This window comes from Methylosoma difficile, assembly GCF_054657615.1.
In genome coordinates this window covers 390,753-405,907 of the sequence record NZ_BAAHYJ010000002.1, presented here as the reverse complement: position 1 = coordinate 405,907, position 15,155 = coordinate 390,753, and the positions used below count along the sequence as shown (strand labels likewise).

Sequence of the window (15,155 nt, the reverse complement as noted above, 5' to 3'; positions counted from 1 at the left end):
CCGCATTACATATTCCTGCGCTTTTGCACGCCACAAACGCCCGCCATTTCTATCATTCGGAGTGAAAAACAGGTTTTTTCACTCCGATTTCCTAAGATACCCTTCCAATATTTCCTGCACCTTGTTCTCACACGCACCGCAACCGGTGGTCGCGCCGGTCATTCTGGAAAGTTTATCAACGCTGTCGCAACCACTTTCAATATAAGCGATGATCTGCTGTTCGGTGGTTCCGCTGCAATGGCAAATGATGTCTTTTTTATTATCCGCAGGTTTGGGTTTGTTTGCATTTATGGTGGTCATGGACGCTATTTTTGTCGATTGTAAACAGTGTTGTTCGGCCTAAAACGCAGCCTTATTAAAAAGTTAAAAGAAGTCACTTTGCCGATATTTTTTGTGACGATAAACAAGCTAAACAATAAACCGATTGCAAACTTGCCGTAAATAACGCCAAATGCCTTTAATTTGGCATTTTTTGTATAATCGAACGCTTTCACCTTGTGTCGCTTGATATGGAACTACCTTTTAAAACGATCGGCATCATCGGCAAACCCAGCGATCCAAGCATTGCCGCCACCTTAGCAGTGTTGTACGCCAGCTTGAAAAGCCAAGATTATAGTGTGGTTGTCGAACAGTTCAGCGTGCATTTTATTGATGATCCCGCCGTTGCTTCCTCGCCTATCGACACATTAGGCCAGCACTGCGATCTAGTGATTGCCGTAGGTGGTGACGGAACATTTTTGGCGGCAGCACGGGCGATTGCCGCGTTTGATATTCCGCTGATCGGCATCAACCTAGGCCGCTTAGGTTTTTTGGTGGACATTTCCCCTACCGATTTGACCGACAAGCTAAACCGCATCCTGCAAGGCCATTTCCGCGAAGAAAAACGTTACCTGCTGCGCGCCAAAATTATCCGCAACGGGCAAGTCATCCACGAAGAATGCGCGGTCAATGAAGTGGTGGTGCATCGTTGGATTACGCCCAGCATGATTGAAATCGTCACCAAAATTGACGGCGTGTTTTTAAATTCGCAACGCTCCGATGGCCTTATCATTTCCACGCCGACCGGTTCGACCGCTTATTCGCTATCGGCAGGCGGGCCGATTTTATACCCATCGCTGAATGCCTTGGTGTTAGTGCCACTGAATCCGCATACTTTATCCAACCGGCCTATCGTGATTGATGATTCCGCCGAAATAGAAATCAGCTTTTGCCAAACCAAGCAAATTAACGCCCTGGTGACTTGCGACCACATCGAAATCCCCGAAGTGTTCATCAGCGATAAAATTTTAATCAAAAAAGAACCTAAAGCGATTAGAATCCTACACCCAGAAGACCACGATTTTTTCTACATCCTCAGAAACAAATTGAACTGGAGCAGTGGCTACCCACCTCCACAGGCTAGCTAACCAGACTATCCAAACTTCCATAAATAAAGGCACTTCTTAAAGGACTGGATTGTGGATAGCAAAGAGAAAAAATCCCTCAGTGAAAGTGACATGTGCGATTTGTTCATAACCCCTGCCATCAGAAATGCAGGTTGGGATGCCGTTAGACAAATCCGGCGCGAAGTGACATTAACACCCGGCCCTATTGTTGTCCGTGGCAATTTGTCTTCCCGCAACAAGAAGAAGAAAAAATTCGCGGATTATGTGCTGTATTGGGAACCCAGTGTTCCGGTGGCGGTAGTAGAAGCTAAAGACAATAAACACACGCCCAGCCACGGTTTGCAACAAGCCTTAGGCTATGCAGAAATTCTCGAAGTACCAAGTGCCTTCAGTTCCAACGGCGATGCTTTTGCTTCCCATAACAAAATACCTGCCGTTGGCGAAGAGATAGAAACCACCTTCGCGCTAGAAGACTTCCCAGCCCCCACCGAACTTTGGCGACGTTACAAACAAATTCGTGGTATTGCCGACCAAGACGAACAGCTCGTCATCCAGCCCTATTACCAAGACAGCTCCAGCAAAGAACCCCGCTATTACCAAGTGGAAGCCATCAACCGCACCATCGAAGCCATAGCCAACGGACAAAAACGTGTGCTGTTAGTGATGGCGACTGGAACTGGCAAAACCTATACCACCTTCCAAATCATCTGGCGATTATGGAAAGCCAAAGTGGTCAAACGTGTGTTGTTTTTGGCTGACCGCAATATTTTGGTCGATCAAACCCTGGTCAATGACTTCAAGCCCTTTGGTTCAGTCATGACTAAAATCAAAAACCGCAAACTAGACCCTGCTTACGAAATTTACCTGGGGCTTTACCAAGCCATAACCGGAACGGATGACGCCGACAAAATCTTTAAAAATGTGTCACCCGATTTTTTCGACATGATTGTCATCGACGAATGTCACCGTGGCAGCGCGGCGGAAGATTCGGCATGGCGTGAGATTCTGGCGTATTTTTCCGAAGCAATTCAAGTCGGCCTGACCGCTACGCCCAAAGAAACCAAATATGTCTCCAGCACCCATTATTTCGGTGATCCAGTTTATACCTACAGTCTCAAACAAGGTATAGAAGACGGCTTTCTCGCACCTTATAAAGTCATCCGCATTGATATAGACAAAGACATCCAAGGCTGGACGCCGCCATCCGGCATGACCGACGATTTGGGCAAACCTATCGAAGGGCGTACTTACAACCAAGCCGACATGGATCGCACCCTAATCCTTAACCAGCGCACCAAGCTAGTGGCAAAGCGGGTCATAAAATATCTAATGGCAACCGACCCCTATGCTAAAACCATCATTTTCTGTGAAGACATCGACCACGCCGAACGGATGCGCTCGGCGATTGTGAATGCCGCCGGAAAACTGGCGACCGATAACCCCAAATACGTTATGCGCATTACGGGGGATAGCGTCGAAGGCAAAGCCGAACTCGACAACTTTATCGACCCCGAACAGCGTTACCCGGTCATCGCCACTACCTCGGAACTGCTGACCACTGGCGTGGATGCCAAAACCTGCAAACTCATCGTGCTGGACAAAACCATCAGCTCCATGACCTCATTCAAGCAAATTATCGGACGCGGCACCCGCATTGATGAAGAATACAACAAGTTTTTCTTCACCATCATGGACTTCAAAAAAGCCACCGAACTGTTCCGTGACCCTAATTTTGATGGCGATCCGGTGGTCATTTACGAACCCGATGATGACGATGATCCCGTGCCGCCAGATCCAGAACCCGAAGAAGATGAAGATGGTAACGAAGTCAATGAAGAGCCAGGCGTTTACAAAGTGCGCGTTAGCGGCGTACCCGTCAGGATCATTGCCGAGCGTGTCGAATATCTGGGCAATGATGGCAAACTGGTCACCGAATCCTACCGTGATTTTAGCCGCAAACAGATACAAACCGAATTCGCCTCGCTCGATGACTTTTTGCAACGCTGGCAACACGCCAAGAAAAAACAGGCCATTATCGACTTGCTGGAAGAATACGGCATAGTGCTGGAAAATCTCGCCGCCGAAATCGGCAAAGACTACGGCGATTTTGACCTGATCTGCCATATTGCTTTCGACCAGCCGCCACTGACTCGAAAAGTACGCGCCAACCAAGTCAAAAAACGCAATTACTTCACTAAATACGGCGACCAAGCCAGAGCCGTGTTGACCGCATTGCTGGACAAATACGCCGACGAAGGCATAGGTAGCCTGGAAAATGCTAAAGTGCTAAAGCTAAAACCTTTTAGCGAAATAGGCACACCCGTAGAAATCATCAACCAAGTGTTTGGAGGCAAAAACAATTATGAACAAGCCATCCAAGAACTAGAAGATGAGCTATTCAAGATTTCGAAACCATCGTTGTGATTAAAAAGCCCTCTCCAAAGGGAGAGGGTTGAGGTGAGGGGAAATTAAAACCATGACCTTAACAAACCAAGCAAGATCATTAAGAAAAAACCAAACCGATGTGGAACAACGATTATGGCAACAACTCCGCAACAGACGCTTGCTAAACCATAAATTTAGACGGCAATTTCCGATTGAACCTTATATTGTTGATTTTGTTTGTCTTGAATTGAAACTAATCATTGAATTAGATGGCGGGCAACATGCCGATCAACTGGATTATGATCAACACCGTAGCCAATATTTAGGCAAAAAAGGATTCAAAATCCTACGCTTTTGGAATAATGAAATCATTGAAAACAACGAAGGTGTTTTAGAAACTATTCGCTTGGCTATTTTAGACATTACCGGATGAGTGTTTTTTAATTTCCCCTCACCCAACCCTCTCCCGCTGAAGAGGGCTTTTAATACAAACAGGACGTACCCGCATGAGCAACATTTCCGGCATCATCAAATCCATCCAAGACATCATGCGTAAAGATGTCGGCGTGGATGGCGATGCCCAACGCATCAGCCAATTAGTCTGGCTATTTTTCCTAAAAATCTTCGACGACCGTGAAGCCGAATTGGAGCTGACCGAAGACGACTACCAATCACCCTTGCCCGAACACCTGCGCTGGCGCAACTGGGCACAAAACCCCGAAGGCATGACGGGCGACGAACTGTCCGATTTCGTCAACCTGCAATTGTTCCCGTCCTTAAAAGACAAACTGCCCTTGCAAGGCGCAACCGCAATACGCGCCCAAGTCGTGCGTGATGTCTTTGAAGATGCCTACAACTACATGAAATCCGGCACCTTGATGCGGCAGGTGATTAATAAAATCTGCGAAATCGACTTCAACAACACAGGCGACCGCCACACCTTCGGCAGCATTTACGAACAAATCCTTAAAGACCTGCAAAGCGCCGGTAACGCGGGCGAGTTTTACACACCCCGCGCCGTCACCCGTTTTATAGTCGACCGCATTAACCCGCAATTGGCGGAAACTGTCCTCGATCCTGCTTGCGGCACGGGCGGCTTCTTGGCCTGCACCATCGACCATAAACGCGAGCTCTACCGCAAAACCGAACAAGACGAACAAATTCTGCAAGCCTCTATCCGCGGTGTGGAGAAAAAAGCCCTGCCGCACATGCTCTGTATCACCAACATGATCCTGCACGGCATCGACACCCCCACGCATATCCGCCACGACAATACCCTAAGCCGCCCTTACAAAGACTACACCAACAAAGAACGCGTCAATGTCATCATCACCAACCCGCCGTTTGGCGGCATGGAAGAAGACGGCATCGAAAACAACTTTCCGGCTAACCTGCGTACCCGCGAAACCGCCGACTTGTTCATGGCCTTAATCATCAAACTGCTCAAAGACCAAGGCCGCGCCGCCGTGGTGTTGCCCGACGGCTTCCTGTTTGGCGAAGGTATGAAAACCCGCCTGAAACAATCGCTATTGGAAGAATGCAACCTGCACACCATCGTGCGCCTGCCCAACGGCGTGTTCAGCCCTTACACGGGCATCAAAACCAACATCCTGTTCTTCACCAAAGGCCAACCCACCGAACAAGTTTGGTATTACGAACACCCTTATCCAGACGGTGTAAAAAACTACAACAAAACCAAACCCATGCGCTTTGAAGAATTCCAACCCGAAATCGACTGGTGGGGCGATGCCGCCGACGGCTACGCGGCACGGGTGCAAAACCAGCAAGCATGGCAAGTTACGGTTGCCGAGATCAAAGCGCGAAACTACAACCTGGACATTAAAAACCCCCATGTCGGCGAACAAACCAGCCACGACTCCGAACAATTACTAAAACAATACGCCGAACAACAGCAGGAAATAGGCAAATTGCGCGACCAGCTTAAAACGATTTTGCAACAGGCCTTAGGTAAAGGATATGCATAAATTATTGATTTAAAATACAAAAAAATAGAAATCTGGACATCAGCGCAACTGACCAAAAGTAGTAGGGTTCGCTAAAAGCCCTCTCCAGCGGGAGAGGGTTGGGTGAGGGATATTAAAACCCAATCGTATTCCATCATTGCATGATATTTTTTAAAACGAAAACAACCCCGTTCTTGAAACCCAAAGTTGTTATTTCCCCTCACCCCAACCCTCTCCCTTTGGAGAGGGCTTTTATTAGAGAAGTCGATTAATGCTTGATGCAATCACCCAACACATGGATGTCTGGACATCCGCGCAACTGACCAAAAGCACGGCGGGGCGCGGAAAGCCCTCTCCAGCGGGAGAGGGTTGGGTGAGGGATATTAAAATCCAATCGTTTTCCGTCATTGCATGATAGTTTTTAAATCGAAAACAGCCATGTTCTTGAAACCCAAAGTGTATATTTCCCCTCACCCCAACCCTCTCCCTTTGGAGAGGGCTTTCATGGAGCAGCCGATTAATGATTGATTTAATCACCCAACATATGGAAATCTGGGCTGCCGCACAACTGACCAAAAGCACGCCGGCGTGCGATAAAGCCCTCTCCAGCGGGAGAGGGTTGGGTGAGGGATATTAAATCCAATCATTTTCCATCATTGAGTTATGTTTTTTAAATCGAAAACAACTCTGTTCTTGAAACCAAAAGTTTTTATTTCCCCTCACCCCAACCCTCTCCCTTTGGAGAGGGCTTTAATGGAGCTGCCGATTAATGATTGATTTAATCACCCAACACATGGACATCTGGACATCCGCGCAACTGACCAAAAGCACGGCGGGGCGCGGCAATAGCGGTAAACAAACCGCCTATGGCATTAAAAAACTGCGCGAATTGATTTTGGAATTGGCGGTGCGGGGCAAGTTAGTGCCGCAAGATCCGAATGATGAACCGGCTAGTGTTTTGTTGGAGAAAATTGCTGAGGAAAAGGCGCGGTTGGTTAAAGAAGGGGTAATAAAAGATCAAAAATCAACGCTTGAAATTAATGAAATTGAAATGATTTCTCTGCCCAATAAATGGAAATTATGTCGTTTAGGAACCCTATTTAACGCTCTGCTTAGCGGAGGAACACCAAGCAAAAATAATCCTGAATATTGGGGAGGGAATATACCTTGGGCTAGTGTAAAAGATTTGGGTCAGTCTAAATATATTGAAAAAACTCAGGATTATATTACTGATGCTGGTCTTGCTGCGGGCAGTAAACTTGCTGATATTGGCGATATTCTTATTTGTACTCGAATGGGATTAGGAAAAATTGCAATTTGTAAAAACCAGATAGCTATAAATCAGGATTTGAAAGCTGTTAAATTGAGTTCACAAATCAACTTAGATTATTTTTTAACTGTGTTTTCCACGTTCAATATTAAGGGAACAGGTACTACCGTTGCTGGGATCAAGCAAGATGAGCTTTTGAATTTTTTATTTCCTCTGCCACCCCTAGCCGAACAACACCGCATAGTAGCCAAAGTCGATGAACTCATGGCCTTGTGCGACCAACTGGAACGACAACAAACCGACAACCACGCTGCCCACCAAACGCTGGTGGAAACCCTGCTCGGCGCACTGATTGCCGAAGATGGTGCAACAGCCAACAATGCCGAGGCCATGTCCGGCTATCCGTCACAGGATGGATTCGCCGCCACTTGGCAGCGCATCGCCGAACACTTCGACACCCTGTTCACCACCGAACACAGCATCGACCAACTCAAACAAACCATCCTCCAACTCGCCGTCATGGGCAAACTGGTTCCCCAAGACCCGAATGACGAACCAGCCAGTGTTTTGCTGGAAAAAATCGCTGAGGAAAAGGCGCGGTTGGTAAAAGAAGGGAAAATTAAAAAACTAAATTCACTACCAAAAATAACCGATGGAGAAAAAGCATTTACAATTCCTAAAATGTGGGAATGGGTTAGGCTTGGTTACGCGTTGAAAAAAATAACAGATGGGACACATCATTCACCACCAAATGGAGATGAAGGAGATTTTCTTTATATTTCGGCGAAGAATATAAAGGCCGAAGGCGTAATGTTGAGCAATGCCACTTACGTTAGTAAAGAAGTTCACCAAGAGATTTATTCGAGATGCGATCCTGAATATGGGGATATTCTGTACATTAAGGATGGTGCTACAACTGGGATCGCTACGATAAATAATTTAGAAATGCCTTTTTCAATGCTTTCAAGTGTAGCGTTACTAAAAGTCCCAAACGGAATTTTGAACACATATCTATTGCTTTCACTGAAATCACCATATTTTTATAATGAAATGCGATTAGGAATGACAGGTGTTGCAATAACAAGGGTAACACTTTCCAAATTAGATAATGCCGTTATATCCTTACCCCCACTAGCCGAACAATACCGAATAGTAGCCAAAGTAGACGAACTAATGGCACTCTGCGATGCCCTAAAAGCCCGTATCAAACTAGCCCAAACCACGCAAATCCAGCTAGCCGATGTCATCGTCGAGCAGGCTGCGGCTTAAACCCGTCCGTTAGCCACTGCCATTAAGCTAAAAAATTGTGCCATGCTTACCTTTAGATAAAGCGATAAAGTTCCATCATTCCGGCAGGGATTGCCGGAATGACGGATATATTTGCAAAAACGCGGCTTAGGTCATTTTTAGCAAAAGCCCTTTAAATCCCTATAGAGCCAAAATTTTTAATCAAAAAAAATCCTAAAGCGATTAGAATCATCCAATCAAAAGCCACCTGTATCCCCCATGCTAGTTAATCTGACTATTAACGATCTTGCTGTCGTCAAATCGCTCGATTTGGAACTTGCCCAAGGCATGTCGGTACTCACCGGCGAAACCGGCGCGGGCAAATCCATTTTGCTGACCGCCTTAGGCTTAGCTTTGGGTGACCGTGCCGATTCTGGCTATGTGCGCCCCGATGCCAAACGCGCGGAAATCAATCTGACTTTTGATTTGTCGGACGCGCCCAACGCCCAACAATGGCTGGTCGACAACGAGCTGGACGACGACGGGCAATGCCTGATCCGCCGCGTGGTCAACCAAGATGGGCGATCTAAGGCTTACATCAACAACACGCCCGTCACCTTGCAAGCCTTGCAATCTTTAAGCGAAACGCTGGTGGAAATCCACGGGCAACACGCGCATCTGAGCTTGCTCAACCCGGACCAACAAAGGCGCTTGTTAGACGTTTATGGCAAAAACCTAGCCCTGCTGGAACAAACCAACGCCAGCTACAAAAATTGGCAACACACCCACAAAGAACTGACCAGCCTGCAAAAAGCCAGCAAAGACCAAGGCGAGCGTGAAGAATTGCTGCGCTATCAAATTGAAGAATTGCAGCAGCTGGATTTGCGCGATTTCAGCTATGCCGCCTTATCGGAAGAACACAGCAAATTGGCGAATTTAGGGCAAATCTTAAGCAGCGGTCAGGCGCAGGTGGAAAGCCTTTACGAAGGTGATGTTTCGGTGGCTTCCCTGCTTAACGGTTGCTTGCGCGAACTGACCGATTTGGCGCGCTTTGCGCCGGAATTGTCGGAGATTTGCGCGTTGTTGTCGGAAGCGCGCATCCAAAGCGAAGAAGCGGCTTTGCAATTGCGGCGATTTTTGGAAGCGCAACAGGCCGACCCCGTCCACTTGGATGAATTGGAAACCCAGATTGGCGTGGTGCAAAGCTTAAGCCGCAAGCATCATGTGTTGCCCGATGAATTGCCGGACGTGCTGGCAAAACTGAGCAACGAACTCGACAACCTCACCCACAGCAGCGAACGCATCGACGCATTAAGCCTCGCTTGCGAAAAACTGCTGGATGATTACCGCCAACTCGCCAGCGATTTATCAGCCCGGCGCATTGCCGCAGCCGCCGAGTTGCAAAGGCATATTTCTGCGATGATTAAAGAATTGGGGATGCCGCAAGGTGAATTTTTGGTGGCGGTCACCGCCTTGGAAAGCGATGTGCCTAAGTTGAACGGCAACGATAAAATCGAATTTTTAGTCAGCGCCAACCCCGGCTTGCCGCCGAAACCGTTGGCAAAAGTGGCATCGGGCGGGGAATTGTCGCGCATTAGCTTGGCAATCCAAGTGACGACATCGAACGACAAAACCACGCCAACGATGATTTTTGACGAGGTCGATTCCGGCATTGGCGGCGGCATTGCCGAAATTGTCGGGCAAAAATTGCGCGCCTTAAGCCTAGGCCGGCAAGTCTTGTGCGTCACCCATTTGCCGCAAGTCGCCGCGCAAGCGCATTGGCATTTGTATGTGCAAAAAAACCAGCAAACCGACATCACCTCATCGGGTGTCCGCCTATTGGCCGATGCCGAGCGTGTCGAAGAAGTCGCCCGCATGTTGGGCGGCGTCAACATCACCGCCAACACTTTGGCCCATGCTGAAGAAATGTTGGCACAAGCCCTCGCCGATCCGGTCGGCCATTAACCACAGGAACCCTTAAAAATGACACGTTTTCCAGCCGAATGGGAAAAGCAATCAGCGGTCTTAATCGCTTGGCCCCACCAAAGCGGTGATTTCAGCAACCGCTTGGCAGCCGTTGAGCAATCGTACCGCTTTATTGCCTTAACCATCAGCTCGCACCAGCACCTTATCATCGTTTGTAAAGATGACAGCCACCAACAACATATCCAAGCGCAACTGGGCGACATCGCCACTATTGCCTATGTGCAAGCCGAAATGAATGATATTTGGGTGCGCGATACTGCTTTTCTGACTGCCGAGCAAAACAATGCTGCAATTCTGCTAAACTTTACGTTTAATGGCTGGGGCGGGAAATATGCGCATGACCACGACAACGCACTCAACGGCAAATTGTTGGAAACACCGATTTTTGCGGGCTTAAACAGCCAAGCGGTAGATTTTATTTTGGAAGGCGGTAGCGTCGAAAGTGATGGCATCGATACCATTATGACGACTAAGCAATGCCTGCTGAACCCTAACCGCAACAACAGCCTAACTTTATTTGAAATAGAGCGTGAATTACGCCAGCAATTTGGCGCAACGCGCATTTTCTGGATAGACCAGCCCAACTTGTCCGGCGACGACACCGACGCCCACATTGACACGTTGGCACGTTTTTGCACGGCGGACACCATCGCCTACACCAGTTGCGAAGATCCACAAGACCCGCATTATGCGAGCTTGAAAAACATGGAAGAGCAGTTGCAGGGTTTGCGGACCAACACCGGCGAACGTTACCAATTGGTGCCGTTGCCCATGCCTAAACCGATTTTTGATGAAGAAGGCTGTCAATTGCCGGCAAATTACGCTAACTTTTTAATCATCAACGGTGCGGTCATGGTGCCGGTATATGAAGATGACAATGATGCCGTTGCTTTAGAACGGCTGGCGGCGTGTTTCCCTGAACATAAAATTATCGCCACGCCCTGCCGACCCTTAGTGCATCAATACGGCAGCCTGCATTGCATGACCATGCAATTTCCGGCCACTGTGGCACTGACGTTTTGATAGTGCAACCCAACTAACGGCACGCGGGTAGCGTGTTCCCTTTACAGGGATGTAAATTTTTTAGCAACCGAATCAATTCAATTTTTTTCAATCGGTATCCAATATGTCCATGAAACAACTAAGCCTCATTTTATTTGCTTTAGCTTTCACTACCCCAGGCCAGGCAAAAGTTTTTAAATGGACAGATGCCGATGGTAGCGTTCATTTCACCGATTCAAACGCCCAAAAAGCGGATGCAAAACCCTTGCAAATGGGCCCGCGCCCAGCCGAGCCCGCCAAAAAGCAACTTCCAATCGATAAATCTTCAATCGTTTTGTACGTTAGCAGCTCATGTTTGCCTTGCGATGAAGCTAAAGAATTTTTAAACCGAAGGAATATTCCGTTCAAAGAGTACGATGTCGAAAATGACAGTATCGCCGCTGCACAAAAATATACATTGGCACCGGGTTATGGCGGCATTCCTTTGGCGGTCATTTACGGAAAAATCATCAAAGGCTTTGCTGAAAATGACTACAAAGCCGCGTTGGTCAAATAACGCAAACAACCAACATCCCTCCAAATATTAGCGGTTAGGTAAACCAAGGCTTACCAAGCCGCGCATTTCGTCTTTTGCCTTTTCAGCATTTCCAAGTAAGCTTGGCACTTACACATAAAAACCATAACAAAGAGGCAACCCATGAAATCTTCCCACCTAATCACCTTATTGCTAGTAATATCTAGCAGCCAAGTTTGGGCTTACGGTAGCGACAGCAGCACTAAAGCCTGTGTAAAACCTAAATTTAGCCATTTCCAACCCGTTAATAACAGCGAAGTGGCAACAAATTCGACTTTTACCTTTATCGCTTCACCGCAAACCAATCCAGAAACCTTAGAAGTCACTGTAAAAGGCCAGCCCGTCGAACTGACCATTACCGAAAAAAATAAGAATTTTTACGTCAGCGGTACGCTGCCTGCCAGCATTAGCCATGATTTTGTACGTATCAACATTGCCGCCGAAAGCCCTAGCAAATGCCGTGGTGCAGATGGCTGGCTGTTAAAGGTCAACTGACACGTTGCCAAAACCCAGCCTGTTTAAAACCAATAACAGACTGGGTTTTATGTTTGAAATCCTCTCATTGCCATTTTTCAAAGCCGCTTATTTCTAGCCTGCAACCAGCCATTTCCTACACGCCTTGTGTGGACAATATTCGCTAATATCTGGCATGATGCCTGCTTTACCTCAAAGCCGCCGCGTTGGCCTGCGCTTGAGACCCATTAAAATTAAGGAACAACTGCCATGAGCAACCTCCCACCTTGCCCGTCTTGCGGCTCAGAATTTACCTATGAAGACGGCAGCCAATTCGTTTGCCCTGAATGCGCCCACGAATGGAGCCAAGACAGCGCCGGTGACAGTGACGACAACCGTGTGATTAAAGATGCCAACGGCAACATCTTGCAAGATGGCGACAGCGTGACCGTCATTAAAGACCTGAAAGTCAAAGGCTCATCCTTAGTGGTCAAAGTGGGCACCAAAGTTAAAAACATCCGTTTGGTGGATGGCGATCATGACATTGATTGCAAAATTGACGGCATCGGTGCCATGAAACTGAAGTCTGAGTTTGTCAAAAAGATTTAATTGCCACAGCGGGCAATCGGCAAAGCATTGCCCGCGCCAACTTTTCTTTAACCTCGCTTGCGGCAAACTATGCTCCGGTCAAAACGCTTAGCCTTCAAAAGCGCCCTTCTGTTATGGGCAGCACTCTTGTCGGGTTGCATAGCCACACCCACTATGCTGGATGATGCGGTGGTGGCTTACGACCGGGCCATTACCGAAACCTTGTCCAAACAACTGCTGTTAAACATAGCCCGCGCCCATCAGCATCAACCGATGCACTTTACCGGCGTGTCCAATATTGCCGCCACTTTCAATTTTCAGCTCAGTGCCGGTGCATCGCCCGCGTTAACTGGCGACAGCGGTGCCTTGGTGGTACCGACGTTTGGCGGCAGCATTTCCGAAAATCCCACCATCAGCATCGTCCCCATGGAAGGTGAAGAATTCACCCGCCGCTTGCTGACCCCGCTACCGGAAAACAAGCTGACCCTGTTGTTGCGTCAAGGCGCAGATGTCGATTTGATTTTGCGTTTGTTGGTGGATGAGCTGCACATTAAAGATGCCACGCTCAATAAAATTTGCCAGAACAAACCTGCCGACCGCCAAGGTTACCCCACCTTCCGGCAAGCCATGCTGCATTTGTCTGCCATTCAAGACCAACATGCCTTGTACGTTAACCCGCTGCTCTACGACAAGACTTGGCAACTGCCCGCCAGCCACTTTTCGGTAGAAGAATTTTCCGATCTGCAAAAGGAATACGACGTCAATTTTGATGCCAAACAGCAGCAGATCAAACTCAGCAAACGCATCAGCGGGCATATCATTTTAAGCAATTACAATCCCAGCCGGCTCAGCAACGCCGAACGCGAACAATTGCAGGAAGAAGCCAATAACCTTTATGCCAATGAAATTATTGTCGATATTCGCCCCGGTTTTGCAGGCGGCGAGTGGCCTTGGCACGGCCGACTAAAATTGCGGAGTTTCCACAATGTGCTGAACTTTATTGGTCAAGGCATTCAGGATGATCCTGAATATGAGATTGCCAAACACGCGCAAACACCGGAAGTGCGCGAAAACCCCACCCAAACCTTAGGCGTGACCGTGACGGAATCAGCCATAAAAGAGGCCGATGTCAGCATCAAATACGGCAAATATTATTACGCCATCCAGCGCGAAAAAGGCCATCAATGGAACCGCGAAGGCTTCCGGCTGTTGTACCAAATTTTCCAGATGACCATGAGCGAATTGTCCCAACAAGGTGCGCCGAGCATCACCATTGCCAAATAATGAAGGAGGCCTTTTGAGTTTCGAAGTTGATAACAGCATGGTCATGCGTTGCGTGGCCTACAAAAACGGCATCAGCCAAGGTGATGTCACCATTGAAGACATCAGTGAAGTGCTGAAAGAACCCGATACCTTCGTCTGGCTAGGCCTGCACGAAGCCGATAGCCATTTGCTGTTAAAAGTCCAAGAAGAATTCGGTCTGCACGAACTCGCCATCGAAGATGCCTGCAACGCCCATCAACAGCCCAAAATTGAAGAATACGACAGTTCCGTATTTATGGTCTTGCACACGGCGGCATTAACGGAAACCAGCGTTGCCTTTGGCGAAACCCACGTGTTTGCCGGCAAGCGTTTTGTGGTTACGGTCCGGCATGGTTCGCTGCTGGACCACCGGAAAATCCGCGCCAGTTGTGAAGCCAAACCCGACCACCTCGCCAAAGGGCCGGGATTTGTGTTGTATGCGATCATGGATTTCATCGTCGATAACTATGTGCCGGTCATTGAAGGCTTGCAGGCGCGCTTTGAGGTGTTGGAATCGGCTATTTTTGCCAACCACCCCAGCCGACGCACTATGGAAGAACTGTACCAGCTGAAGCGCGAACTTTTGCAATTGCACAATGCCATCATGCCGGTAATCGATATGTGCAACGAGCTGACCCGCTTCCATAGCGACATTATCCCTAAGGATATGAACAACTATTTCCGTGACATAGCCGACCACATCCGACGTATCGACCAAACGTTGCACGGCCTGCGCGAAATGCTGATTTCCGCCATGCAAGTGCATTTGACCTTTGAAACTGTGCGCCAAAACGAAGTGGTCAAAGGTTTGGCGGGCTGGGGCGCGATTTTGGCAATTCCTACGATGGTGTTCAGCTTGTACGGGATGAATTTTAAGTACATGCCCGAATTGGAATGGCAGTACAGCTATCCCACCGTATTAAGCCTTGTAGTTGTCGGGAGCGTATTGTTGTATCTGCATCTAAAGCGCAGCGGCTGGTTATAAGCACAAAATCAAACCTGAACGCCGCGCTTTCCAT

At 48.1% G+C, this 15,155-nt stretch carries 14 protein-coding genes; 13 read left to right on the top strand and 1 reads right to left on the bottom strand.

The genetic code is table 11. The features are described from left to right. Positions 1–78: 78 nt before the first annotated feature. On the bottom strand, positions 79–300 hold the full coding sequence (locus ACYQ1O_RS07385; protein ID WP_459991019.1) for a (2Fe-2S)-binding protein: 222 nt from the start codon (positions 298–300) through the stop codon (positions 79–81). Between the two features lie 209 nt (positions 301–509). On the opposite strand from ACYQ1O_RS07385, the gene ACYQ1O_RS07380 reads away from it, so the two are divergent. The 13 genes from ACYQ1O_RS07380 to corA all read left to right on the top strand — a co-directional run bounded on the left by ACYQ1O_RS07380 (position 510) and on the right by corA (position 15,121). Further along, entirely contained in the window at positions 510–1,406 is an 897-nt protein-coding gene (locus tag ACYQ1O_RS07380; protein WP_459991018.1) for an NAD(+) kinase, read from the top strand. Between the two features lie 51 nt (positions 1,407–1,457). Beyond that, positions 1,458–3,809 (top strand): EcoAI/FtnUII family type I restriction enzme subunit R, encoded by a 2,352-nt coding sequence (gene hsdR / locus ACYQ1O_RS07375; RefSeq protein WP_459991017.1) that lies wholly within the window; start codon positions 1,458–1,460, stop codon positions 3,807–3,809. Positions 3,810–3,861: 52 nt separating this feature from the next. Next, positions 3,862–4,203: an endonuclease domain-containing protein gene (locus ACYQ1O_RS07370; protein ID WP_459991016.1), complete on the top strand. Its 342-nt coding sequence runs from the start codon at positions 3,862–3,864 to the stop codon at positions 4,201–4,203. 73 nt (positions 4,204–4,276) lie between these two features. After that, the gene (locus ACYQ1O_RS07365; RefSeq protein WP_459991015.1) at positions 4,277–5,755 is read left to right on the top strand and encodes a type I restriction-modification system subunit M; all 1,479 of its coding nucleotides are present in this window, start codon (positions 4,277–4,279) and stop codon (positions 5,753–5,755) included. Between the two features lie 250 nt (positions 5,756–6,005). Continuing rightward, positions 6,006–6,149: a hypothetical protein gene (locus ACYQ1O_RS07360; RefSeq protein ID WP_459991014.1), complete on the top strand. Its 144-nt coding sequence runs from the start codon at positions 6,006–6,008 to the stop codon at positions 6,147–6,149. 354 nt (positions 6,150–6,503) lie between these two features. Then, entirely contained in the window at positions 6,504–8,273 is a 1,770-nt protein-coding gene (locus ACYQ1O_RS07355; protein WP_459991013.1) for a restriction endonuclease subunit S, read from the top strand. 237 nt (positions 8,274–8,510) lie between these two features. Beyond that, entirely contained in the window at positions 8,511–10,196 is a 1,686-nt protein-coding gene (gene recN, locus ACYQ1O_RS07350; protein ID WP_459991012.1) for a DNA repair protein RecN, read from the top strand. An 18-nt stretch (positions 10,197–10,214) separates the two neighbouring features. Continuing rightward, positions 10,215–11,240 (top strand): agmatine deiminase family protein, encoded by a 1,026-nt coding sequence (locus ACYQ1O_RS07345; RefSeq protein ID WP_459991011.1) that lies wholly within the window; start codon positions 10,215–10,217, stop codon positions 11,238–11,240. A gap of 103 nt (positions 11,241–11,343) precedes the next feature. Then, positions 11,344–11,775 (top strand): glutaredoxin family protein, encoded by a 432-nt coding sequence (locus ACYQ1O_RS07340; protein ID WP_459991010.1) that lies wholly within the window; start codon positions 11,344–11,346, stop codon positions 11,773–11,775. Between the two features lie 141 nt (positions 11,776–11,916). After that, positions 11,917–12,288, top strand: coding sequence for a hypothetical protein (locus ACYQ1O_RS07335; RefSeq protein WP_459991009.1), 372 nt, complete (start codon positions 11,917–11,919; stop codon positions 12,286–12,288). A gap of 228 nt (positions 12,289–12,516) precedes the next feature. Further along, the gene (locus ACYQ1O_RS07330; RefSeq protein WP_459991008.1) at positions 12,517–12,855 is read left to right on the top strand and encodes a zinc ribbon domain-containing protein YjdM; all 339 of its coding nucleotides are present in this window, start codon (positions 12,517–12,519) and stop codon (positions 12,853–12,855) included. 69 nt (positions 12,856–12,924) lie between these two features. Then, entirely contained in the window at positions 12,925–14,118 is a 1,194-nt protein-coding gene (locus tag ACYQ1O_RS07325; RefSeq protein WP_459991007.1) for a hypothetical protein, read from the top strand. A gap of 13 nt (positions 14,119–14,131) precedes the next feature. Next, the gene (gene corA / locus ACYQ1O_RS07320) at positions 14,132–15,121 is read left to right on the top strand and encodes a magnesium/cobalt transporter CorA (RefSeq protein ID WP_459991006.1); all 990 of its coding nucleotides are present in this window, start codon (positions 14,132–14,134) and stop codon (positions 15,119–15,121) included. Positions 15,122–15,155 lie beyond the last annotated feature (34 nt).

Coding starts and splice junctions, on each gene's coding strand:
- ACYQ1O_RS07335 (WP_459991009.1), top strand. CDS start 11,917: ATGAAATCTTCCCACCTAATCACCTTATTGCTAGTAATATCTAGCAGC.
- ACYQ1O_RS07340 (WP_459991010.1), top strand. CDS start 11,344: ATGTCCATGAAACAACTAAGCCTCATTTTATTTGCTTTAGCTTTCACT.
- ACYQ1O_RS07380 (WP_459991018.1), top strand. CDS start 510: ATGGAACTACCTTTTAAAACGATCGGCATCATCGGCAAACCCAGCGAT.
- ACYQ1O_RS07325 (WP_459991007.1), top strand. CDS start 12,925: ATGCTCCGGTCAAAACGCTTAGCCTTCAAAAGCGCCCTTCTGTTATGG.
- ACYQ1O_RS07345 (WP_459991011.1), top strand. CDS start 10,215: ATGACACGTTTTCCAGCCGAATGGGAAAAGCAATCAGCGGTCTTAATC.
- ACYQ1O_RS07360 (WP_459991014.1), top strand. CDS start 6,006: ATGCTTGATGCAATCACCCAACACATGGATGTCTGGACATCCGCGCAA.
- ACYQ1O_RS07385 (WP_459991019.1), bottom strand. CDS start 300: ATGACCACCATAAATGCAAACAAACCCAAACCTGCGGATAATAAAAAA.
- ACYQ1O_RS07355 (WP_459991013.1), top strand. CDS start 6,504: ATGATTGATTTAATCACCCAACACATGGACATCTGGACATCCGCGCAA.
- ACYQ1O_RS07370 (WP_459991016.1), top strand. CDS start 3,862: ATGACCTTAACAAACCAAGCAAGATCATTAAGAAAAAACCAAACCGAT.
- recN (WP_459991012.1), top strand. CDS start 8,511: ATGCTAGTTAATCTGACTATTAACGATCTTGCTGTCGTCAAATCGCTC.
- ACYQ1O_RS07365 (WP_459991015.1), top strand. CDS start 4,277: ATGAGCAACATTTCCGGCATCATCAAATCCATCCAAGACATCATGCGT.
- ACYQ1O_RS07330 (WP_459991008.1), top strand. CDS start 12,517: ATGAGCAACCTCCCACCTTGCCCGTCTTGCGGCTCAGAATTTACCTAT.